General features: G+C 35.5%; 20 protein-coding genes. 9 read left to right on the plus strand and 11 right to left on the minus strand.

What is annotated here, in order from left to right; genetic code table 11:
• Positions 1 to 31: 31 nt before the first annotated feature.
• From R1F52_04680 to R1F52_04690, 3 genes are all read right to left on the minus strand, one after another.
• Positions 32 to 1,480, minus strand: a complete 1,449-nt coding sequence (locus R1F52_04680; GenBank protein ID WOV92417.1) for an NAD(P)/FAD-dependent oxidoreductase — start codon at positions 1,478 to 1,480, stop codon at positions 32 to 34.
• 162 nt (positions 1,481 to 1,642) lie between these two features.
• Positions 1,643 to 2,065, minus strand: a complete 423-nt coding sequence (locus R1F52_04685; GenBank protein ID WOV92418.1) for an RNA-binding domain-containing protein — start codon at positions 2,063 to 2,065, stop codon at positions 1,643 to 1,645.
• A 5-nt stretch (positions 2,066 to 2,070) separates the two neighbouring features.
• Positions 2,071 to 2,682 carry a 30S ribosomal protein S3ae gene (locus R1F52_04690; GenBank protein ID WOV92419.1) on the minus strand — a complete coding sequence of 204 codons (612 nt, stop codon included), beginning with the start codon at positions 2,680 to 2,682 and terminating at the stop codon, positions 2,071 to 2,073.
• Positions 2,683 to 2,792: 110 nt separating this feature from the next.
• On the opposite strand from R1F52_04690, the gene R1F52_04695 reads away from it, so the two are divergent.
• Entirely contained in the window at positions 2,793 to 3,611 is an 819-nt protein-coding gene (locus tag R1F52_04695; GenBank protein WOV92420.1) for a PEFG-CTERM sorting domain-containing protein, read from the plus strand.
• Between the two features lie 65 nt (positions 3,612 to 3,676).
• Here the strand turns inward: R1F52_04695 and R1F52_04700 are convergent, their stop codons facing one another.
• Positions 3,677 to 4,981: a radical SAM protein gene (locus R1F52_04700; protein ID WOV92421.1), complete on the minus strand. Its 1,305-nt coding sequence runs from the start codon at positions 4,979 to 4,981 to the stop codon at positions 3,677 to 3,679.
• A 42-nt stretch (positions 4,982 to 5,023) separates the two neighbouring features.
• The gene (locus tag R1F52_04705; GenBank protein ID WOV92422.1) at positions 5,024 to 5,254 is read right to left on the minus strand and encodes a hypothetical protein; all 231 of its coding nucleotides are present in this window, start codon (positions 5,252 to 5,254) and stop codon (positions 5,024 to 5,026) included.
• A 53-nt stretch (positions 5,255 to 5,307) separates the two neighbouring features.
• Here R1F52_04705 and R1F52_04710 point away from each other — a divergent pair, with 53 nt between their 5' ends.
• Positions 5,308 to 6,030 (plus strand): VIT1/CCC1 transporter family protein, encoded by a 723-nt coding sequence (locus tag R1F52_04710; GenBank protein WOV92423.1) that lies wholly within the window; start codon positions 5,308 to 5,310, stop codon positions 6,028 to 6,030.
• Here the strand turns inward: R1F52_04710 and larB are convergent.
• A complete protein-coding gene (gene larB, locus R1F52_04715) occupies positions 6,022 to 6,786 on the minus strand; it encodes a nickel pincer cofactor biosynthesis protein LarB (GenBank protein WOV92424.1) in 765 nt (254 codons plus the stop codon). The genes R1F52_04710 and larB overlap by 9 nt on opposite strands.
• Positions 6,787 to 6,817: 31 nt before the next feature.
• Entirely contained in the window at positions 6,818 to 7,732 is a 915-nt protein-coding gene (locus R1F52_04720; GenBank protein WOV92425.1) for a malate dehydrogenase, read from the minus strand.
• A 118-nt stretch (positions 7,733 to 7,850) separates the two neighbouring features.
• Between R1F52_04720 and larC the strand changes: the two genes are divergently transcribed.
• From larC to R1F52_04735, 3 genes are read left to right on the plus strand one after another with little or no spacing between them, the layout of a single operon-like run.
• Positions 7,851 to 9,050, plus strand: coding sequence for a nickel pincer cofactor biosynthesis protein LarC (gene larC, locus R1F52_04725; protein ID WOV92426.1), 1,200 nt, complete (start codon positions 7,851 to 7,853; stop codon positions 9,048 to 9,050).
• Positions 9,051 to 9,842 (plus strand): ATP-dependent sacrificial sulfur transferase LarE, encoded by a 792-nt coding sequence (gene larE, locus R1F52_04730; protein ID WOV92427.1) that lies wholly within the window; start codon positions 9,051 to 9,053, stop codon positions 9,840 to 9,842.
• A 2-nt stretch (positions 9,843 to 9,844) separates the two neighbouring features.
• Positions 9,845 to 10,999 (plus strand): cysteine desulfurase family protein, encoded by a 1,155-nt coding sequence (locus R1F52_04735; protein WOV92428.1) that lies wholly within the window; start codon positions 9,845 to 9,847, stop codon positions 10,997 to 10,999.
• Here the strand turns inward: R1F52_04735 and R1F52_04740 are convergent.
• From R1F52_04740 to R1F52_04755, 4 genes are all read right to left on the minus strand, one after another.
• Positions 10,996 to 11,781, minus strand: a complete 786-nt coding sequence (locus R1F52_04740) for a hypothetical protein (GenBank protein ID WOV92429.1) — start codon at positions 11,779 to 11,781, stop codon at positions 10,996 to 10,998. The two genes, R1F52_04735 and R1F52_04740, sit on opposite strands and share 4 nt — an antisense overlap.
• A 60-nt stretch (positions 11,782 to 11,841) precedes the next feature.
• Positions 11,842 to 12,009: a hypothetical protein gene (locus R1F52_04745; GenBank protein WOV92430.1), complete on the minus strand. Its 168-nt coding sequence runs from the start codon at positions 12,007 to 12,009 to the stop codon at positions 11,842 to 11,844.
• A 93-nt stretch (positions 12,010 to 12,102) separates the two neighbouring features.
• Positions 12,103 to 12,525, minus strand: a complete 423-nt coding sequence (locus R1F52_04750; GenBank protein WOV92431.1) for a hypothetical protein — start codon at positions 12,523 to 12,525, stop codon at positions 12,103 to 12,105.
• 37 nt (positions 12,526 to 12,562) lie between these two features.
• Positions 12,563 to 12,697, minus strand: a complete 135-nt coding sequence (locus R1F52_04755; protein WOV92432.1) for a hypothetical protein — start codon at positions 12,695 to 12,697, stop codon at positions 12,563 to 12,565.
• Between the two features lie 253 nt (positions 12,698 to 12,950).
• Between R1F52_04755 and R1F52_04760 the strand changes: the two genes are divergently transcribed.
• Genes R1F52_04760 through R1F52_04775 form a run of 4 tightly spaced genes read left to right on the plus strand, consistent with a single transcriptional unit; the run spans position 12,951 to position 20,358 of the window.
• Positions 12,951 to 13,217: a DNA-directed RNA polymerase subunit H gene (locus R1F52_04760; GenBank protein WOV92433.1), complete on the plus strand. Its 267-nt coding sequence runs from the start codon at positions 12,951 to 12,953 to the stop codon at positions 13,215 to 13,217.
• Positions 13,214 to 16,564, plus strand: coding sequence for a DNA-directed RNA polymerase subunit B (locus R1F52_04765; GenBank protein ID WOV92434.1), 3,351 nt, complete (start codon positions 13,214 to 13,216; stop codon positions 16,562 to 16,564). Before R1F52_04760 ends, R1F52_04765 begins: the two co-directional genes overlap by 4 nt.
• Positions 16,564 to 18,765: a DNA-directed RNA polymerase subunit A' gene (locus tag R1F52_04770; protein ID WOV92435.1), complete on the plus strand. Its 2,202-nt coding sequence runs from the start codon at positions 16,564 to 16,566 to the stop codon at positions 18,763 to 18,765. The genes R1F52_04765 and R1F52_04770 overlap by 1 nt, the downstream gene beginning before the upstream one ends.
• Positions 18,766 to 18,768: 3 nt before the next feature.
• The gene (locus R1F52_04775; GenBank protein WOV92436.1) at positions 18,769 to 20,358 is read left to right on the plus strand and encodes a hypothetical protein; all 1,590 of its coding nucleotides are present in this window, start codon (positions 18,769 to 18,771) and stop codon (positions 20,356 to 20,358) included.
• The last annotated feature ends 7 nt before the right edge of the window (positions 20,359 to 20,365 follow it).

Raw genomic sequence — 20,365 nt, forward strand, 5'->3', positions numbered from 1 at the left:
AAATTATTTATGTCATTATTTAATGTATGATTTAATTTCTAAATTTACCCAATCTTTCATTGGATTCATCAAGAATTTTATGTAATTCAATATTCCACATTTCAAATCCATCTGGTGATTCTGGATAATTATAGTAATGAGTGGTCAATTTTTTATTCTGTTTTGTTGTAAATCTCAAACCATCGGCAAGAGTTTTGCTGAGTAATCCGTGCATGAGTGCTTGGATTTTTCCAATACCACTAAAGTTAGGGTGCTCTCCCTTTGATATTGCCTCTACATCAAGATCATTTAAGAAATGTTTCATACCATAATCGATCTCTTTATTTGTGAGTTTCTGTATTAGTCTACGAAATATCTCCAATCCAGTCGTTTTATACCCATATTCGTTGATGAATTTTTTGTTATAATTCCACAATCCTACTTCGGTCACATCGTTAGATTCTATTGCCTCAACTACACATTTACCTGCAATTGTTCCTGCCACTATGGCCGGACCGATACCTCCTGCGTCTAGTGGTTTTGGCATCCACGCCGAATCACCTACGAGTATGAATCCATTTGCAACCATACAATCATTTTGTCTACGCACTGATACCTGAAAGTTACCAGTTGCATTATTCGAATCTTCTGGATCTTGAGATAATTTTGGATTTGTTATGGATGTATTTCTAGATACATACTCTTCAATTAATGTTGAAACATTATCTTTCTTTCCGAGTCTTTTGTTTCTCTCTTCTAGTAGGGTCTTCTCTACACCCAATCCGATATTTACTTTGTTCTCTGACTTTGGAAACACCCAACCATATCCTCCAGGTGCAATATCTTGATTTAGATGTATTATACAATAATCTGGATCAAAATATGTTAGATTTTTATCCTTTGGTTCAAAATACATTATATGTCTACCAGTTGATTCTACGTCCTGTCGATTTATTTTCTTCTCAATTTTTCTGGTATTTTCTATACCGTTTCTCAACATGGATGTCATACCAGTTGTATCTACTACTACCTTGGCTGTTTTTTTGTATGGTTCTTTATTTTTCAATCCCTTTACACCAACAATTTGATTATTATCATATAGCAATCCTGTAAGATTTACACCATGTATTATTTCTGCCCCTCTTTTTATTGCACGTTCATTTTGCATCTGTGGTAGTACCTGTCTATTCAACATGTATCCTTCACCATCAAATGGTATGGATGTCTCTCTATTCGGAGAGAATGCCATAACCCCTTTTACATAATGTTCGATCTCAGGCTTTGTCCATTCAATCTTTATTCTATCTGTCATGTAATCTACGGCTTCCTTACTTACAGCATCACCACAAACCCATCCATGTACACTCTTCTGTCCGGGCATATTGGCAGGGCTTCGATTTACTACCAGTACTTTGAGATTTTGATTGTGATGTAAAACAGACTGTGCCACAATTGTACCTGCTAGACCTCCGCCTGCTACAATTACATCATACTCTGCCATGTTACAAAAATTATATTTTCTGTATTTAAAACCATATTGGTTATTTGTTTTAAATAATTTCTGGGTCAGTTCGTCGCGGGTTCCTCAAGGCATAGATGCTCGGACTGGAGCGGCTGGATCCTCATTCCCTTGTTTTTTCAGAGTAATCTGAATGCTATAAGTCTAATTAGTGAATAATTTATCTCTGTATGTCTCTAACATGTCTTTCTTGGTATATACTGGAATGTGAATTTTTATTCGAACTGAACCTGTTTCACTAATTACTATTTTATCCTCAACTATTTTTTGCTTGTCTAAACGCAAGTACAGAGCAGATTGACCCTGTATGTCATTCATCTCAAATATCATCTCCATGTCATCCTTGGATATGTTTGATTTTATAATATCTAGTATGTGCCAAGCACGTTTATTTTTCAACTCATATCTGACTAATTGTATGGGGTTATCGTGATGTCCTATAAGATCTTGTACAGTTAATTCACTCTCTGATACTCCCAAATTTTCTTGTATATGGTTGTAAATATTTTGTCTATTCTCTGTAGCATGTGTAATAACTGTAATTTCTATGATAATTTTTTCAATCATTATTGTTATGCTTTGAGTAGAGCAATTTCTGCATCTGCGGTTCGAATTAATTTTACTTTTTCTAATCCAACATGACGAATTCTAATTATTTTTTTAGCAGCTGCCATAATGTCTGAATTTATTTTTCCATAACACGCAGCTTGAACAAATTGATCTATAGTCATACCTGGAATTGTTTTTTCCATAATTTCTTTTGCAATTAAACGTAAAGCATGTTTTCTTGATGTGTTTAATGGTCTATGTGTTAACAATATCACTTTGATTCTGAAAATATAACCATCTTTGGTTTCACATTCTAAAATAAAATTTACTTTGGAAGATCCACGTCTAACCAAACTACGTAGAAACTCTTTTGCATATTCATATTGCTTAAAGATAGTATATGCAATTTCACCTTCTACCTTTGATATTTGAAAATAGATCTTGTATTGATTTTGTGAAATATCTCCTTTGACTATGTCGTGTAACGTTACCTCTAACACTCTGCCAATTGCTCCTTTGTCACTAGTTATGGGTACATAACCGATATCTATATTGTTGAATGCATCTGGCGCTTGTATGGTGACCCAGCGTTTCTCTCTCCATTTGTCCTTTACACGTCCTTTTCTTCTAGCCAATTTCTAAAATGTGAATATTCTAAAATATAAGGGTAGGCTTACCTATAATGCTATATTTTAGTACATATCATACTCTAAGTTTAAATATGCTTATACTTTTTTAAGAAATAATGAAAAATCGCTTTACCGCAATTATCCTATCTGTAATTTTAGTATCGGGTCTAGCTTTTGTTCCTGCATATGGACAAAATCTACCTCTTACAATAACTACTGACGCAAATGAATATGTTGGTGGAGATCGTGTAACAGTGTCTGGAATTGCCAGCACTTTATTTGACGGTGCGATTACTCTACAAGTATTCGCACCAAATGGTAATCTTGTATATATAGATCAACTTTCACCAAGTTCCAACGGTGCATACTCTGCAAGTATTGCACTAAATCCAATCTGGACTGATGGTGAATATGTAATCGAATCTCAATATGGAAGTCTAAAAGCTAAAACATCTTTCTTTATTGGTGATAGTACTGGGTCTACTGAAATAAATCCTACATTACCTCCATTGCGAGACAATGAAATGCGTGTATCTGATACTAGTGAAGTTATATCCTTTGAAATCACTGGTGGTAGCATTAACAATGTATTAGCAAATACTGCAGATACATCTTTGATCGTAACAATCACAGCTGATGATGATGGAGAATTGACAATCACTATACCAAGAAATGTATTAGATGCAACTGGCACATATGATGACTTTATTGTACTTATCGACGGAGAAGAGCGTGAATTTGAAGAAATTTCTACTACTAGTTTAAACAGAGTTTTACGAATTCCTTTCTTAGCTGGAGATACAGAGATTGAAATTATTGGAACCTTTGTTGTACCTGAATTTGGTACAATTGCAATTATTGTATTAGCAATAGCAATTATATCTATTATTGGTCTATCATTCAAATCTAGACTAACAATACCATCTTCAATTTAGTACATTACATTTTTTTTCTATTTTTATATACGACAATAAACTATCTGCATCTAAAATTTTCTGACTTAGAGTTTCTTTGTCTCAATCTTTGGAGCACTAACAGAACGACTCCTAGCATATTTTGCCATAATTTCATCTGGTGTGCGGCCATTAAACAGATCTTTACACAATCCTCTCAAGTATCTCATAATTGCCCATGTACCTGCTTTGATGATACCGTACATGAATACCTTCATGGGAGGACCATAGGTTTTGTTTCGTAATATGATTGGAATGATGTCATTAATTACACGCAAATTATTCTCCCAACATTTCCAAAAGAGTGTAAACTGTGCTTCATTTAGATTACCAAAATGCATTGAATTTTTTTCACTAAAATCTTGATATAGTAATGGCGCAACTAGTCCTCTGAAATCCGTGGCTCTAAAGTCTTGCAGCATATCCAAAGTATATGATACATCATCTGGAGTCTCATCTGGCCAACCAATAATTATCGTAGCTGCCGGAAACCAATTGTTTTGATTTAATATTTTTGCACCTTCTCTAACTACACTACCCCACTCATCTGTTGAAAATGGTTTAGTCTTGACTCCTAGATGTTTTTTTACCAAAGATGGAGACACTGTCTCTATTCCAAGATTTGTTGCAAGCCATCTGTTATTTTCATGCTGATTATTTATCGTAGAGATGTCTTGTAATAGTTGTGGATTTGCAGCTACGGCTGAGAATGTCATATGTGTTGTCCCTACGAAATTTGCCCCCAGACTCTTCAGACCTCTCCATAATTCTGTAATCGCGTCTCGGTTTGGTTGAAAATCTTTGTTATCACATCCATACAGTAACATCTCATCTGAATGAATCCATATCGAGTCAAAACCATAATTGAGATTGATTTTTGCCTCTTTTTGCAGTCTGTCTAGTGGTAAATCTTTCTTTGATCTTTTATTCACATCACAAAAATCACAACCCCTACCACAACCACGCATTGCCTCAATCAATGAATTTACTGTAGGACCTTCAATTACTGGAATATCTTGTATGTTCTTTACAAAACAGTGCAACAGTTCTGGAGCATCTCCTGACTCTAAATCATTAAATAAATCCAATGCTAGTTCATCTGCTTCACCTACTACTACTGTGTCAATTCCGTGAACCTTCATTCTATCTGTCCTTGCAAGCTCCCATGCTCCATTTCCTCCAACTACAACTTTGAAATTATATTTCTTTTTTAATTGAATAATATTTGCACACATTCTTTTGAATTTCATAGCAACATAGGATAATTTTTCAGGAGACATGGTAGTAGTGACAGGCGCCATTCCTAATGGATCCATCACATTTATTCCTACAACCTTTGTATCCTCTCCCACACATCTGTCTAGATAATCTGGATTTGATACAAATATCTCCTTTCAATCATATCCTTGCAATAATGCACTCTCTACTCTTCGTAATCCTACTTGAGCTACTTTGGCCTCACCGGTAATTTTATCTGTCTCCACTGGTGGACAAAATACTTTGTCAAACACCCATTCAGGTAATACTTCGTAGGGCCCACATGCAATGAAACCATAAAGAAAATTTCCTCTATAATTTGTCATCAAACTACGATCTGCGGTGAGCACTATGCGTTTTCCAGACATTATTCTGCTTACTCTAAGTATGGTATATATGATTTTACTGACTTTGTTATAATATGCCTGAAATTACAGAACCCAGACACATTGAACCGCACATGTCCGAGTCTAGTAGTATTAGGGATTTTGTATTTGGATTCGGTGATGGAATTAATACCTCACTTGGAATTGCAGCTGGCGTAGGTGGTGCAAATGTATCTTCGGATATAGTTGTTCTTGCATGTCTTGTAGGAATGTTTACTGGAGCCAAGGCGATGGCAGTTCAAAATTATCTTGCAGTAAAATCACAGCGAGAATTACTCCAATCCGAGATAAAACGTGAAATGTGGGAAATTGAAAATAAACCTGATATTGAACGTAAAGAAATTGTAGATATCTATAAAGCAAAAGGTTTTTCTGGTAATGATTTGGATATGATTGTAAATAAAATCACATCTGATAAAAAAGTCTGGCTTGATACAATGCTTGCAGAAGAGTTGCATCTTAATTTAGATATTATAGGTAGTCCTATCAAAAGTGCTATTCGTATGTTTGTATCTTTTCTCGTTGGTGGTATATTACCAATAATACCTTTCTTTTTTGGTACAGGTCTATCTCCACTTTTAATAGCTGTTGGCATTAGTCTATCTGTATCTTTCTTTGTTGGAGCTGTCAAGTCTAAAATAACAAAGACTAGTATACTCAAAGGCGGAATTGAGATGGCCGGTCTTGGTACTGGTATTGCGTTAATTGGATTTGGTATTGGAACCGAACTGACAAATCTAGGTATAGTATCAATCTGATTTCTTTGCAATTTGTGATGCAATAGCACCTGCGCCTATACCATTATCAATATTTACAACCGCAAGCCCAAGGGCACAGCTCTGTAACATTGATGCAAGAGCTGCCACACCCTTCTCTCCATACCCGTATCCTACTGATGCAGGTACACCGATCACCGGAACACTAGATAGTGTTGATACTACTGTGGCTAAGGCCCCTTCCATACCTGCTATGACTATTATACACTTTACGTTATTCGATATCATCTCTTTTAGTACTGGAAATATTCGCTGTAGACCTGCAACTCCCACATCATAATTACAAATGCATTTGCATTTCATTGCTGTACACATTAATCTTGCCTCCTCTCCAATACCAATATCTGATGTACCTGCTGTAATTATTCCAACAGTACCTACAAACCGTTTTGATTTTTTATTATAAATAATTATACTAGTTGTATTTTTTCCAATATCTATTTTCTTTTTATTTTTTTTTGCATATTCAATTATTTTTGTATAATCTTTCTTTTTTAATCTAGATATGATCACGTTATCTGATTTTTCTAATACTTTGATCACGATTTTTTTAATTTCATCATATTTTTTATTCTCTGCAAATATTACTTCTGGAATTCCTCTGCGTCTACTACGTCCAATATCAACTTGCGCTATATTTTCAATTTTCTGTAAGGCATAAAGATCAAGTAATTTTTTAGCATGTGTAATGGTAATCTGTTTTTTTTGGATAGACTCTAAAATCTCTTGTAATTCCATACATTGTTGTTAATCTTTATTTGATAAATATCTAAAGGTCTATGCCATTAAGTGATTTCTTTACATTCTCTACTGCCGCATTCATAATACCTTTCTCTTCCTCGTTTAAATTCAGTGTTATGATCTTCTCAATACCATTTCTTCCAATCACCGCTGGCACTCCGACACAGACATCAGAATACCCATACTCTCCATTAAGATATGCTGATACTGGTATTACTCGTTTTTTGTCATGTATGATGGCCTCAATCATTGCAGATATTGCATTTCCGGGTGCATGTACTGTCACTCCTTTCAACTCGATGATCTTCGCTGCCACATTTTTTGTATCCTGAATAATTTGTTTCTGTTTGTCATCTGCAATGAGATCTTGTAGTGGTATCCCCGCTACCGTTGCAAATCTAATTAGTGGAAGCATATTCTCACCGTGCTCTCCAATTACTAGTGCCTCTATCACACCCCTAGAATAATTCGTAGATTCATGAATGAATTGCTTGAATCTAGACAAGTCTAGCATGCCACCCATTCCAAACACTCTACTTTTATCAAAACCTGATGTCTTGTAGGTAATGTGTGTGATAGGATCTAGTGGATTTGTAACTGGAATTATTATAGAATCACTAGCATATTTTTTTATATTAATTGTGATATCTTTTACTATTCCTGCATTAATTTTTAACAAATCCATTCTAGTCATTCCAGGCTTTCTTCCAGATCCTGCAACTATTACAACAACATCTGAACCTTTCATATCTTCATAATTATTTGATCCTTTAACGTTACAATCTATGCCATACTCAGATAGCATATGATTAATATCCATTGCCTCACCCTGTGGTAGTCCCTTTGCAATATCTAAAAGTAAAATCTCTTTATCTAGTTTTTTTAACGCACAAAACATGGCAGCATCTCCGCCCACTTTTCCACTACCTATGATAGTTATCATACAAATATACTTGATACTGAATAATTAAATCTAATGTAATGAAATTACTAATGAAATTACTAATGAAATACACTTTGAATCGATTATAACTTATATGTATTTTTAAATTATTCTACACATGGTTCTTGTAATTGATGCTCAAATTGCAGGCATATCCGGCGATATGTTGCTATGCTCTCTTGTACACTTGGGGGCTGATTCATCTAAGATTATTCATGGTGTTAAACACGCTGTCACCTTTTTGCCAAATTCTTCTATTAATGATATCGAATTCGTCAAAGTGAATAAAGGAGGAATTCAAGCAACTAGTTTAAAATTAGATATTACTAATGATACAGATTCACGTAGCGGAAAGGATATGATTACTTGTATTACACAGGCAATTGAATCTCTACAACTCTCTGATTCTGCAAAACAATTTACTAAATCTTGTATTATTCATCTAATCAATGCCGAATCTAAAATACATGGCGTCTCACCTGATTCTGTTCATCTTCATGAGGCCTCTAGCATTGATACTATTGTAGATATTGTAGGATGTGCCATTGCACTTGATGATTTAGGTATATTTGGAGATGTCGTGATATCAACACCTGTAGCTGTGGGTGGAAAATCTGTTACTTTTTCACATGGAGTAATGTCTAATCCTGCTAGTGCAATTCTTGAAATTTTTTCTCAAACCTCTACAAATATTGTGGGCGGTCCTGTAGATGTGGAACTGACTACTCCTACAGGTGCTGCACTGCTTGTAAATCTTGCAACTCTTCATCAAAAATTTTATCCCACAATGAATGTAGATACCGTTGGATATGGAGCAGGCTCTCGTGATTTAGATGGAGTATCTAATGTACTGAAACTTGTTCGTGGAAACATTACTGATAATCATGATTCTATCAATATTCTTGAAACTAATCTTGATGATGTATCTGGTGAATTGCTGGGTCATCTGATTGATACCCTCATGAGTAATGGGGCAGTAGATGTTACCATTGCCGCAGGAATTACGAAAAAAAGTAGACCCACACACTTGGTGACTGTTTTGTGTATGCCATCGAACACTGAGAAACTTTTAGAACTACTGCTCTCTGAGACTCGTACACTAGGTGTACGTGTTAAATCCTCTGAAAGATTTGTGCATCTGCGTGATGTACAGTCAGTTGATGTAATAATTAATGGTGAAACATTTACAATACAATGCAAAGTATTTGACGGTCATATGAAACCAGAATTTGATGATGTTGCAAAGATTGCTAAAAAATTAAACATGCCACTAATAGATATTAATGAAATGATTCTCACACAACTTGGAAATAAATAAATGACAAAACTAAATGTCCTTACAAGTTGGTTTAAAGACAAAAATTCCTGCATGGTGTCTCTATCTGGAGGTGTGGATAGTGCTTTGGTCGCATACGCGGCCCACACTACTCTTGGGAATAATTCCATAGCTGTTACTGCTGATTATAAAACACTCTCACAAGAAGAGCTGAAATCTTCAAAAAGAATCTGTAAAGAGATTGGAATTAAACAAATTATTATAGAGTATGATGAATTAGAAAACGAAAATTTTGTAATTAATGATAATACTCGTTGTTTTCATTGTAGAACTGAACTTGCTACACATTTACGTACTGTTGCAGACGAAAATCATATTGATGTGATTGTAGATGGCACTAATGTAGACGATATGCAAGAGTATCGTCCAGGAATTGCTGCCATGAAAGATGGTTTGATTCAGAGTCCACTACTTGACACTGGTTTTACAAAAAAAGATGTACGAACAACTGCCAAACAAGTTGGATTATCTATTCATGATAGACCATCAAACTCGTGTCTTGCATCACGAATTCCGTGGGGTCAGAGAATTAATAATGAACAATTGTTACGTATTGATCTTGGCGAGACTATGATTAAACAAGTTGTTCAGGTAAAGCAATTACGTGTACGTGATCTTGGTGGTAACGCACGAATAGATATGGATTTTGATGATCTATGTCTACTAAGTGATGCTAAAAAAAATATTATATCGACTAAACTGAAGATGCTTGGGTTCAAAACAGTCTCTTTTAATTCTAAAGGGTACAGTACTGGAAATGTAAATGTGGTTTAGAAATGATTTACCTAGATAACGCCGCATCTACAGCTATTCATCCTGATGTACTTGACGCGATGCGACCATACTTTACACAAGAGTATGGAAATCCATCTTCAATTCATAGATCTGGTCGTGTATCGAGAAGAGCAATATTTGATGCGCGTGAACAAATTTCAAAATTAATAGGTTCAACCCATGACGAAATTTTATTCACTTCTGGTGGCACAGAATCCAACAATATGGTATTCAATATTGTTTCTGGGGGTAAAAAGAGACATGTTGTTACAAGTAGTATCGAGCATGAATCTGTTTTACAACCTTGTAAAAAACTCGAATCTATTGGTTTTGATGTTACATATCTGCCTGTAGATGAATACGGAATTATTAACACAGAGATGATACATGATGCCATACGTGATGATACGTGTCTTGTGAGTGTAATGTTTGCAAATAATGAAGTTGGAACCGTACAAAATATTAGAGATATTGGAAAATTATGTAAAAGATATAATGTATCATTTCACACTGATGCTACACAAGCTCTTGGGAAAATCCCAATAGATGTACATGATTTATGTATTAATTTAATGTCAATATCTTCACACAAAATTCACGGTCCCAAAGGCGTTGGCGCGTTGTATGTACAAAATGATCTAGAAATTTTACCATTAATTTTAGGTGGTGGTCAAGAAAATGGTATGCGCTCTGGTACAGAAAATGTATCAGGTATAGTCGGTTTTGGAACTGCCTGTAAAATTGCTATGGAAAATATGTCAAAAAATATACAAGCAATGATGTCTATGCGCAATAAATTAAATGATAAAATTCAAAGCACACTAAAACACATAGAGTATAACGGTCATCCTACACAACGACTCCCAAACAATTCTCATTTTACATTTTTAGGATTAAATGGTGAAGATTTTATTGTCAAATTAGATGAAAATCATATATCTGCATCTACTGGCTCTGCATGTTCTTTGATATCTCAACAAGAATCTCATGTTTTAAAAGCTATGAATTTATCATATGAACAGATCTTAGGTTCATTACGTCTGACAGTGAGTTCTTTGAATACACTTGAGGAGATGGAAAAAGCATCTGATATACTAATTAGTACTGTAAATGATCTACGACGTGTATCGCCATATCGTGAAAAATATGGATTTTAAATTATTTTTGTACGATTAACAACTATTATGCTAGCGATTATCAGCTCCAACAAAACCATTATGCTAGTTGCACCAAATTCTGGTATGACGTATGTACCGATTATTTGTACACGCTGTGATTCATCCGTGAATGGAATTATTAATGTGCGATCAGTATCTGTTGACGCTTTCTCTTCTACGTCAACTTGAAATCCGTCTACTAGTACAATATATGGAATAGTTTTACCTGTGTGATCTTGTGACATCATTGCACTATTTGGAATAGAAACTTCCAACACTCCTTTCTTCTCTGCATTTATGTAAATGTCTAAAGATAACTCATCGAATAGTATCTTTGCATCAGTAATGGTTCCTCCATTAATGGTATACTCTAGATCAAATGTTCCTGAATTTCCCGCTGCAACTTCTTTTATTCCCAACACATCTTTCATAACTTGTGCCTCTATTATCAAAAATTGTATTGCAGTTTTACTCTTACCATAACTTGACTGAATAGTAAATGGGGTACTTGTATCCCAGTTATCTGCTTGTTTGATCTGTATTGTAAAACTTCCATCCTTTGCAGGTATTTCTTGCCAAATTTGTAACAGAGATTCACCCTGATCTAACAACTTTGTCAGAATTGGCGTACCTGAAATAAATGGTTGCACCTTGCCTACCAGTGTTATAAATTCCCCTTTTTCATAAATGGGTTTGTCTGTCTGTATGTCTATGCTAGATTGTGCAAAAGCAGACGATGTTCCAAATCCTACTATTATAATTAATAAAATTGTTAATCTCATACGTGTATTTAGAAATATTATACATTATATCTATTTATCAAAATTTCTTTATTATATTATTCATCTAATAATTTTCAATCTAGATGAAATCACAATACATCCTATTATACCAACAACTAGTATCAATGGTATGATTGCACCGAATTCAGGAACAACTGAAGTTGCGTATATCTCTATTTTTTGTGAGTTTTTTGAGAAATCAATCTGAATTTGCGTCTCATCCAGCATACTGTAGGCAGACTCATCACCATTAATCATCACTCCTTGTACATCTCTTAATACATCTGTATGTGGATTAATTATTAATATTCCATTATTTGTTCACTCTATCATAATCGTAAGAATATTTTTCTCTCCATCTATGACGGCACCAGTTACTGTCCCATTACTAATATTAAATTTTATACAATATCCTGATGCTAGAAATTCATAATCTTCACACTGAATATTTGTGTCTTTTACCACATTTCCAACTATGACATCTATTTTGTTTTTAATTTCTGGACCGTATTGTACTTTGATGGTATATACACTATCTTTTTCCCACAATGGTCCCAAGGTTTGTATTTCTGTAGAAAAAGATTTATCTTTACTTACACTGAGTTGATTGACTGTGATTATATTTCCCTGTTGATTAGTTACAACTAGTGTTACCACTTGTCCTACTCTGATATTTTGTATCATACCTTGTATGACTATGCTGTCTCCATAACTGTACACTGATTTATCAGTATTAACTTCCAAAGGATAAACCACGAAAACCCCCTTGGCTTTGTCTCCATCAGCTGTACACTGATTTATCAGTATTAACTGTAATTGGAATATTTGATCCTATTTGTGCAGTGCTTGCAGGTACTGATGCCACTAAAAATAACACTACTATTCCAAAAACTATACCATACAATTCTTTATTCATGATGATTTAATTATTTCGTATATATTTAAAAATTTAATATGTCCATATACCCAAGTACTCTCGATTATTTTTAATCCTCTGTATCGGAAATCAGATAAATAGCTAATCTGCCTTTATGGGCATATCTGTGTCGTGTATGATTGGTCATTGTGTTTTAAATTGCTAAATGTATCGTAGCCGTCTGATAAACTCATGGTAAATATATATTACCATTTCTTTGGTTCATCAATATTGTTTATTATTATTAATCACAATGAAGGTGTTTTGCACGGTTAAGAAAAACCCAATAATTGTACCAGATCATGTTTATGTTCCAAAACATGAAATTCTTACTTTAGAAGAGGCAAAAGCTGTATTGAAACAGTATAATTGTAAAGCTACAGAATTACCATTAATTTATGCCAATGATCCTGCTATAGTTAGTCTTGGTGTAAGACCCGGTGATTTAATAAAAATAACGCACAAAAGCGCTACTGCTGGTCAAAGCTTGTACTATAGATATGCGGTGGAAGTTCCATGAGTCATCCATCAAACAAACGTTGGCCAATTATACAGGATATTTTATCCAAAGAGGGTATCGCACGTCAACATCTAAACTCATTTAATGAATTTTTAGATGTAGGGTTACAAAGTATAATTGATGAGGCTGATCATATTGAAATTGAAAATACAGATTATCCATATCGTATCAAGTTGGGTAAAATAAAACTTCAACCTCCACGTATGATTGAATTGGACGGCTCAATCACTAGTATAATTCCTGCCGAAGCACGTCTTCGAAATATTACATATGCTGCTCCACTTATGATGGAAGCTAGTGTTGTAGAGGATGGTAAAGTTTTAGAAAATAAATTCATCAATATTGGAGAGGTACCAATAATGATAAAGTCACATGCATGTATTTTGAATAGTTTAACTGATGATAAATTAATTGATTATAGTGAAGACTCTCATGATCCTGGAGGTTATTTCATCATAAATGGATCTGAGAGAGTTGTAGTAGGATTAGAGGATCTCTCTTACAATAAAATTATAGTAGACAAGGAGATGATATCCAACAAAGTTGTTTATAAAGCCAAAGTATACTCTTCAATCGTAGGTTATAGGGCTAAATTAGAATTAATTATGAAAGATGATGGTCTAATTGTAGGTAGAATCCCAGGCTCACCTGTTGATATTCCTGTAGTAACTCTGATGCGTGCACTTGGCATGGAATCAAATCGTGATATTGCCACATCTGTATCTCTTGTAGATGAAATACAAGAATCCTTAGAGGGATCATTTGAAAAGGCAAGCAATGTTTTGACATCCAAAGATGCGATTGTATACATTAGTAAAAGAATTGCGCCAGGAATGTTGGAAGAATTTCAAATAAAACGTGCAGAGACTCTACTTGATTGGGGATTGTTACCACACTTGGGTAAACGTCCAGAGAACCGTAAAGAAAAAGCTCTATTTTTGGGTGAGGCTGTATGTAAATTATTAGAATTAAAACTTGGTTGGATAATTCCTGATGACAAAGATCATTATGGTAATAAAGTGATTAAATTTGCCGGTCAAATGTTGGGTGATATTTTCCGAACTGCGTTTCGAAATTTAATCCGTGATATGAAATATCAACTAGAACGTTCTGGTCAAAAACGAGGAATCAATGCAGTAGCTGCCGCTGTTAGACCTGGCATAGTTACAGATAAACTCAACAATGCAATTGCAACAGGAAATTGGGGACGAGGTCGAGTTGGTGTAACTCAGCTTTTAGATAGAATAAACTACCTTTCAACAATAAGTCATCTGAGACGAATACAATCACCACTGAGTCGTACACAACCTAATTTTGAAGCACGTGATCTACACGCAACACACTTTGGCAGAATTTGTCCTAGTGAAACACCAGAAGGCTCAAACTGTGGTCTAGTAAAAAACTTGGCACTATCTGCATTAATATCAATTAATGTACCATCTCAGACTATCATAGAAAAAATCTATGAGATTGGTGTAGTGGGGTTGACCGATTCTACTGATGATGTAAAGAAAAACTCTGCAAGAATTTTTGTAGATGGACGATTCATTGGATATTATAAAGATGGTATCAAACTTGTTGAATCCTTACGTGATATGCGCAGAACAGGTAAAATACATCCACATATCAGCATTGCATTTAGTGAATCTGAAGAGTCAAAATCTACCCGACGTGTATACATAAGTTGTAACGCAGGTCGTGTTATGCGACCCTTGATTATTCTTGAAAATGGTCAACCTCTATTAACACAAGTCCATTTAACAAAAATCACCAAACGTGTAATTCAATGGACAAATCTTTTAAACAATGGTATAATTGAATTGATTGATGCAAACGAAGAAGAGAATTGTCTAGTAACACTTGATGAAAAAGATGCTTCTGGTTATACACATATGGAAATATTCCCATCGGCAATTCTTGGAGCCGGAGCTTCTATAATTCCATACCCTGAACATAATCAATCTCCAAGAAATACTTATGAGGCTGCTATGGCAAAACAGAGTCTTGGATTTTCAAGTCCAATGATGAGTACTAGTACATATGTTCGTCAACACTTTATGGTATATCCTCAAACTCCAATGGTAACTACAAAGGCTATGGGACTTTTAGGTCTAGAAGATTGTCCTGCTGGTCAAAATTGTGTAGTAGCTGTACTTCCATTTGATGGATATAATATTGAAGATGCCATCGTTCTTAGTCAGTCATCAATCGATCGTGGATTGGCAAGATCTTTCTTTTATCGAATTTATGATGCAGAGGCCAAGCAATATCCTGGTGGAAAGCGTGACACATTTGAAATTCCAAGCGTAGAGGATGATATTCGTGGTTACAAAGGAGAGCGTGCATATCATCTGTTAGAAGCTGACGGTGTAGTATCAAAAGAATCTAATGTTGTTGGTGGTGATATTTTGATTGGCAAGACTAGCCCACCTAGATTTATGGGTGAGTTTAACGAATTTGAGACTCCTGGTCAAACAACTCGCCGTGATACTTCAGTTGGTGTAAGACCTTCTGAAACTGGTGTTGTAGATACTGTAATCATGACTCAGTCAAATGAAGGTGGCAAAATGTACAAAGTACGTGTTCGTGATATGCGAGCACCAGAAATTGGAGACAAATTTGCAGCAAGACATGGACAAAAAGGTGTACTTGGAATACTGGCCAAAGCCGAAGATCTTCCATACACTGCAGAAGGATTATCACCAGATGTATTAATAAATCCACATGCGTTTCCCTCTAGAATGACTGTTGGTATGTTTATGGAATCTATCACTGGTAAGGCAGCTGCACTCCGAGGTAGTCAATTTGATGGTTCTGCATTTGTTGGTGAAAAGATGGATGAGGTCCGTAAAATAATGGAAGTTTCTGGTTTCAAATATTCTGGTAAAGAAGTAATGTATGATGGAAGAACAGGTAAACAATTCCCAGTTGAGGTATTCATCGGAGTTGTATATTATCAAAAATTGCATCACATGGTAGCTGACAAGATTCATGCCAGAGCTAGAGGTCAAGTACAAATGTTAACAAAGCAACCTACCGAAGGTAGAGCACGAGGCGGTGGTCTTCGATTTGGCGAAATGGAACGTGACTGTATAATTGCCTATGGTGCATCTATGATACTCAAAGATCGATTACTTGATGAATCAGACAAATCTGACATTTATGTCTGTGAGAGATGTGGTCTAGTTGCATACCATGATGTAAAACAACGCAAGTATGTCTGCAGAGTCTGTGGTGATAAATCCAAAGTATCTTCTGTATCTGTTGCATATGCATTTAAATTATTGCTACAAGAAATGCAAAGTCTCAACGTTGCGCCTAGATTGATAATTCAGGAGAAGATTTAATGTCCGTACAAACTATCAAATTTATTCGTGCGATAAAATTTTCTGTTTGGTCCCCAACTGAAATACGCAAATATTCTGTTGCTGAAATTACAGCTCCGGAAACATATGATGAAGATGGTATCTCAGTTCAAGGTGGATTGATGGATGGTCGTCTTGGTGTTTTAGAACCAGGACAAAAATGTCTTTCGTGCGGTAATACTGCTGCTAGATGTCCTGGACACTTTGGACACATTGAACTTGCCGAACCCGTACTACACATTGCATTTATTGAAAATATTCATAAATTATTATTATCTACATGTTGGTCATGCTCACGTCTAAAAGTAAGTCCATCAGAATTGGAAAATTTTTCCAAGATTTTAAAGAAAGAGGCAGCATATACTATTGTCTCTCAAAAACGTATTCCAGAAATGATTCTAGAGAAATCTAGAAAATCCAAAGACTGTCCACATTGTGGTAAAATACAACGTGAATTGATCTTTACAAAACCTACAATATTCATTGAACGTGAAGAGGGAAATGAACATAGACTCTTACCAATAACTGTACGATCTAGATTCACTCAGATATTAGATGAAAATCTAAAATTATTGGGATATGATCCTACAACTGCACGCCCAGAATGGTTTATCCTACAAACTTTACCTGTTCCACCAGTTACAGTGCGCCCATCAATTGTATTGGAAACTGGTATTCGTTCTGAAGATGATTTAACACACAAGATGGTAGATATCATTCGTGTTAATCAAAGACTCAAGGAGAGTAAAGAGGCAGGAACTCCACCACTAATTGTACAGGATCTAGTAGATCTTTTACAATATCATATAACAACTTACTTTGATAATGAAGTGTCTGGAATCCCTCAAGCTCATCATCGTTCTGGTAGACCACTGAAAACACTAACTCAAAGACTCAAAGGCAAAGAGGGACGCTTTCGTGGTTCATTGTCTGGAAAACGTGTAGATTTCTCCAGTAGAACTGTAATTTCTCCTGATCCAAATCTAAATCTCTCGGAAGTGGGTGTGCCAAAAATTGTAGCCATGAAACTTACTATTCCTGAGGTTGTTACTGAATGGAATATTGAAAGAATGAAACAACTAGTAGTTAACGGCCCTGCTATATTTCCCGGAGTAAACTATATCGTGCGTCCAGACGGAGTAAAAATTCGTCTTGATTTTGTAGAAGATCGTTCTGTAATTGCAGATACACTTGATATTGGTTACCTTGTAGAGCGTCATTTGAACAATGGTGACATTGTAATGTTTAACCGACAACCCTCTCTTCACCAAATGTCAATCATGGCTCATTATGTACATGTATTGCCTGGTAAGACATTCAGACTCCATCCATCAGTCTGTCCTCCTTATAATGCAGATTTTGATGGAGATGAGATGAATCTACATGTGCCACAGAGTGAAGAGGCCAGAGCAGAGGCCATACTCTTGATGCGTGTACAAGATCAATTAATTTCCCCACGATATGGTGGTCCAATTATTGGTGGTCTGCGTGATTTCATCACTGGATCATATCTGTTAACTAAAGATGGTACTACACTTGGACTAGAAGAATTTTCAAATTATGCAATGCTCGGTGGTTATGATGGTCCACTTCCTAAACCTGATTCTACTGATAAACAAGGTAATCCTGCATATACTGGTAAACAGTTATTCTCTTTATTTCTTCCATCCGACTTTAACTATGTCATTACATCAAAGTGGTCTAAAGGAACAAAAGGTCCTCAAAAAGATGTAGTAATTAAAAATGGTATTCTTCTTAGTGGAGTTATTGATAAATCATCAATCGGTGCTGAAGAACCTGAAAGTGTACTTCACCGTATAACTAAAGATTATGGTAACTCTGATGCTAAAAAATTCCTAAATTCTATATTAATTATAGTAAAACAATTTATCACTCATTATGGATTTAGTTATGGTTATGCTGATCTAGAATTATCTGAAAAAATACGTAAAGAGATTCTAGATGGTATTGACTCTACTTATGATCAAATATATGATTTAATTGCACAAGCAAAGAAAGGTACACTAAAACTTACACGTGGACTATCTCCAGATGAAACTCTAGAGGCGTATATAGTCAATGAGTTATCCAAAGCTCGTGATTTAGCTGGAAGTACAGCTGACAAGAATTTTGATCATAGCAACGCCGGTAGAATAATGGCAACAACAGGTGCCCGTGGCTAATCCTTGAATATTGGTCAGATGGCCGGCTCCCTTGGACAACAATCTAGACGTGGTGAGAGACTTCTTGTAGGTTATAACAACCGTGCCCTCTCATATTTTAAAGAACATGATGATAATCCAAACGCACATGGATTTGTAAAATCTAATTATCGTGATGGTCTGTCTGCACTAGAATTCTTCTTCCACGCTATGGGAGGCCGTGAAGGTCTAGTAGACACCGCTGTACGTACTCAGCAAAGTGGATATATGCAAAGAAGACTGATTAACGCACTAGAGCATATTCGTTTAGAGTATGATAAAACTGTCCGTGATCCTCATGGACACATCGTACAATTTCTCTATGGGGAAGATGGCATTGATGTCGCAAAAAGTGATCATGGTGAGGCCTTTAATGTAAATCGTCTTATAGAATCTGAAAAAATTGTTGATGTTGGAGCCAAAGCTAAATCTGCAGATATTAATGAATTGACAAAAAAATATACTGCTACTTTTAATGCTAGATTGAAACAATTAGTTGTTGATGCACTACTTGTAGGTGAACTGAGTAAATCAGGAACCGAAAAAGTATGTAAAAAAGGATTAGACTTGTACAACAAAGCACAAGCTGAACCTGGACAAGCAGTTGGAATTGTCACTGCTCAGTCGATTGGTGAACCTGGAACTCAGATGACATTACGTACATTCCACTTTGCAGGAATTCGTGAACGAAATGTAACTCTAGGATTACCACGACTCATTGAATTAGTGGATGCTAGAAAAAAGCCTGTGACCCCTACCATGGACATATATCTTGACTCTAGAATCAAAACTTCTCGTACCGATGCAATCGATGTTGCTAGAAATGTTTTACAAACCAAAGTATCTTCCTTGATAAGTAGTGCTGACACAAATTATTCTACAAATATCAAATTAGATTTGAATGAGAATCGTCTATCTGAGCGTGGATGTACCGCTGAAGATGTTGAAAATGCTCTATCTTCTAATAAAAAATTCAAAATTGATAGACATGATAACGTCTTGTTGCTTGTCATAGCTGAAGAATCTGACGTACCGACTGTAATTGCACTACGAAATAAAGTGTTGAATACAATTGTAAAGGGAGTACAAGATATTGAACGTGTAACTTTGATACAAAAAGATAATGAATGGGTAATACAGACAACTGGTTCCAACATATCAAAATTACTAGAGGTTAAAGGTATAGATCGATGTAATGTACGTACAAACAATGTTTCTGAAATTGGAGCAACTCTTGGAATCGAGGCTGCACGTAATGCATTAATTTATGAATTAAACACCACGCTTGCAGATCAAGGTTTGGAGGTAGATATTCGTTATATCATGTTGGTAGCTGATTTAATGTGTTCACGCGGTTACATGCAACAGATCGGCAGACACGGCGTTGCAGGTACCAAAGATAGTATTCTTGCACGTGCAGCATTTGAGATTACCGTACCTACCATTGCTCATGCTGCTTTAGGTGGATCTATAGAAACTCTCAAAGGTGTTACTGAAAATGTGATCGTGGGAAATAACATTCCAATTGGTAGTGGAACCGTGGATCTCTACATGCAAGTTTCAAAGTCAAAATAACCCTCTA

Source organism: Nitrosopumilaceae archaeon AB1(1) (genome assembly GCA_033471095.1).
Classification (GTDB): Archaea; Thermoproteota; Nitrososphaeria; order Nitrososphaerales; family Nitrosopumilaceae; genus Nitrosoabyssus; species Nitrosoabyssus spongiisocia.

What these genes read in the sequence shown, in the direction of transcription:
- R1F52_04680 (WOV92417.1), bottom strand. Translation starts at nt 1,480, where the DNA reads ATGGCAGAGTATGATGTAATTGTAGCAGGCGGAGGTCTAGCAGGTACA.
- R1F52_04685 (WOV92418.1), bottom strand. Translation starts at nt 2,065, where the DNA reads ATGATTGAAAAAATTATCATAGAAATTACAGTTATTACACATGCTACA.
- R1F52_04695 (WOV92420.1), top strand. Translation starts at nt 2,793, where the DNA reads ATGAAAAATCGCTTTACCGCAATTATCCTATCTGTAATTTTAGTATCG.
- R1F52_04705 (WOV92422.1), bottom strand. Translation starts at nt 5,254, where the DNA reads ATGTCTGGAAAACGCATAGTGCTCACCGCAGATCGTAGTTTGATGACA.
- R1F52_04710 (WOV92423.1), top strand. Translation starts at nt 5,308, where the DNA reads ATGCCTGAAATTACAGAACCCAGACACATTGAACCGCACATGTCCGAG.
- larB (WOV92424.1), bottom strand. Translation starts at nt 6,786, where the DNA reads ATGGAATTACAAGAGATTTTAGAGTCTATCCAAAAAAAACAGATTACC.
- R1F52_04720 (WOV92425.1), bottom strand. Translation starts at nt 7,732, where the DNA reads ATGATAACTATCATAGGTAGTGGAAAAGTGGGCGGAGATGCTGCCATG.
- larC (WOV92426.1), top strand. Translation starts at nt 7,851, where the DNA reads ATGGTTCTTGTAATTGATGCTCAAATTGCAGGCATATCCGGCGATATG.
- larE (WOV92427.1), top strand. Translation starts at nt 9,051, where the DNA reads ATGACAAAACTAAATGTCCTTACAAGTTGGTTTAAAGACAAAAATTCC.
- R1F52_04735 (WOV92428.1), top strand. Translation starts at nt 9,845, where the DNA reads ATGATTTACCTAGATAACGCCGCATCTACAGCTATTCATCCTGATGTA.
- R1F52_04740 (WOV92429.1), bottom strand. Translation starts at nt 11,781, where the DNA reads ATGAGATTAACAATTTTATTAATTATAATAGTAGGATTTGGAACATCG.
- R1F52_04745 (WOV92430.1), bottom strand. Translation starts at nt 12,009, where the DNA reads ATGCTGGATGAGACGCAAATTCAGATTGATTTCTCAAAAAACTCACAA.
- R1F52_04755 (WOV92432.1), bottom strand. Translation starts at nt 12,697, where the DNA reads ATGAATAAAGAATTGTATGGTATAGTTTTTGGAATAGTAGTGTTATTT.
- R1F52_04760 (WOV92433.1), top strand. Translation starts at nt 12,951, where the DNA reads ATGAAGGTGTTTTGCACGGTTAAGAAAAACCCAATAATTGTACCAGAT.
- R1F52_04765 (WOV92434.1), top strand. Translation starts at nt 13,214, where the DNA reads ATGAGTCATCCATCAAACAAACGTTGGCCAATTATACAGGATATTTTA.
- R1F52_04770 (WOV92435.1), top strand. Translation starts at nt 16,564, where the DNA reads ATGTCCGTACAAACTATCAAATTTATTCGTGCGATAAAATTTTCTGTT.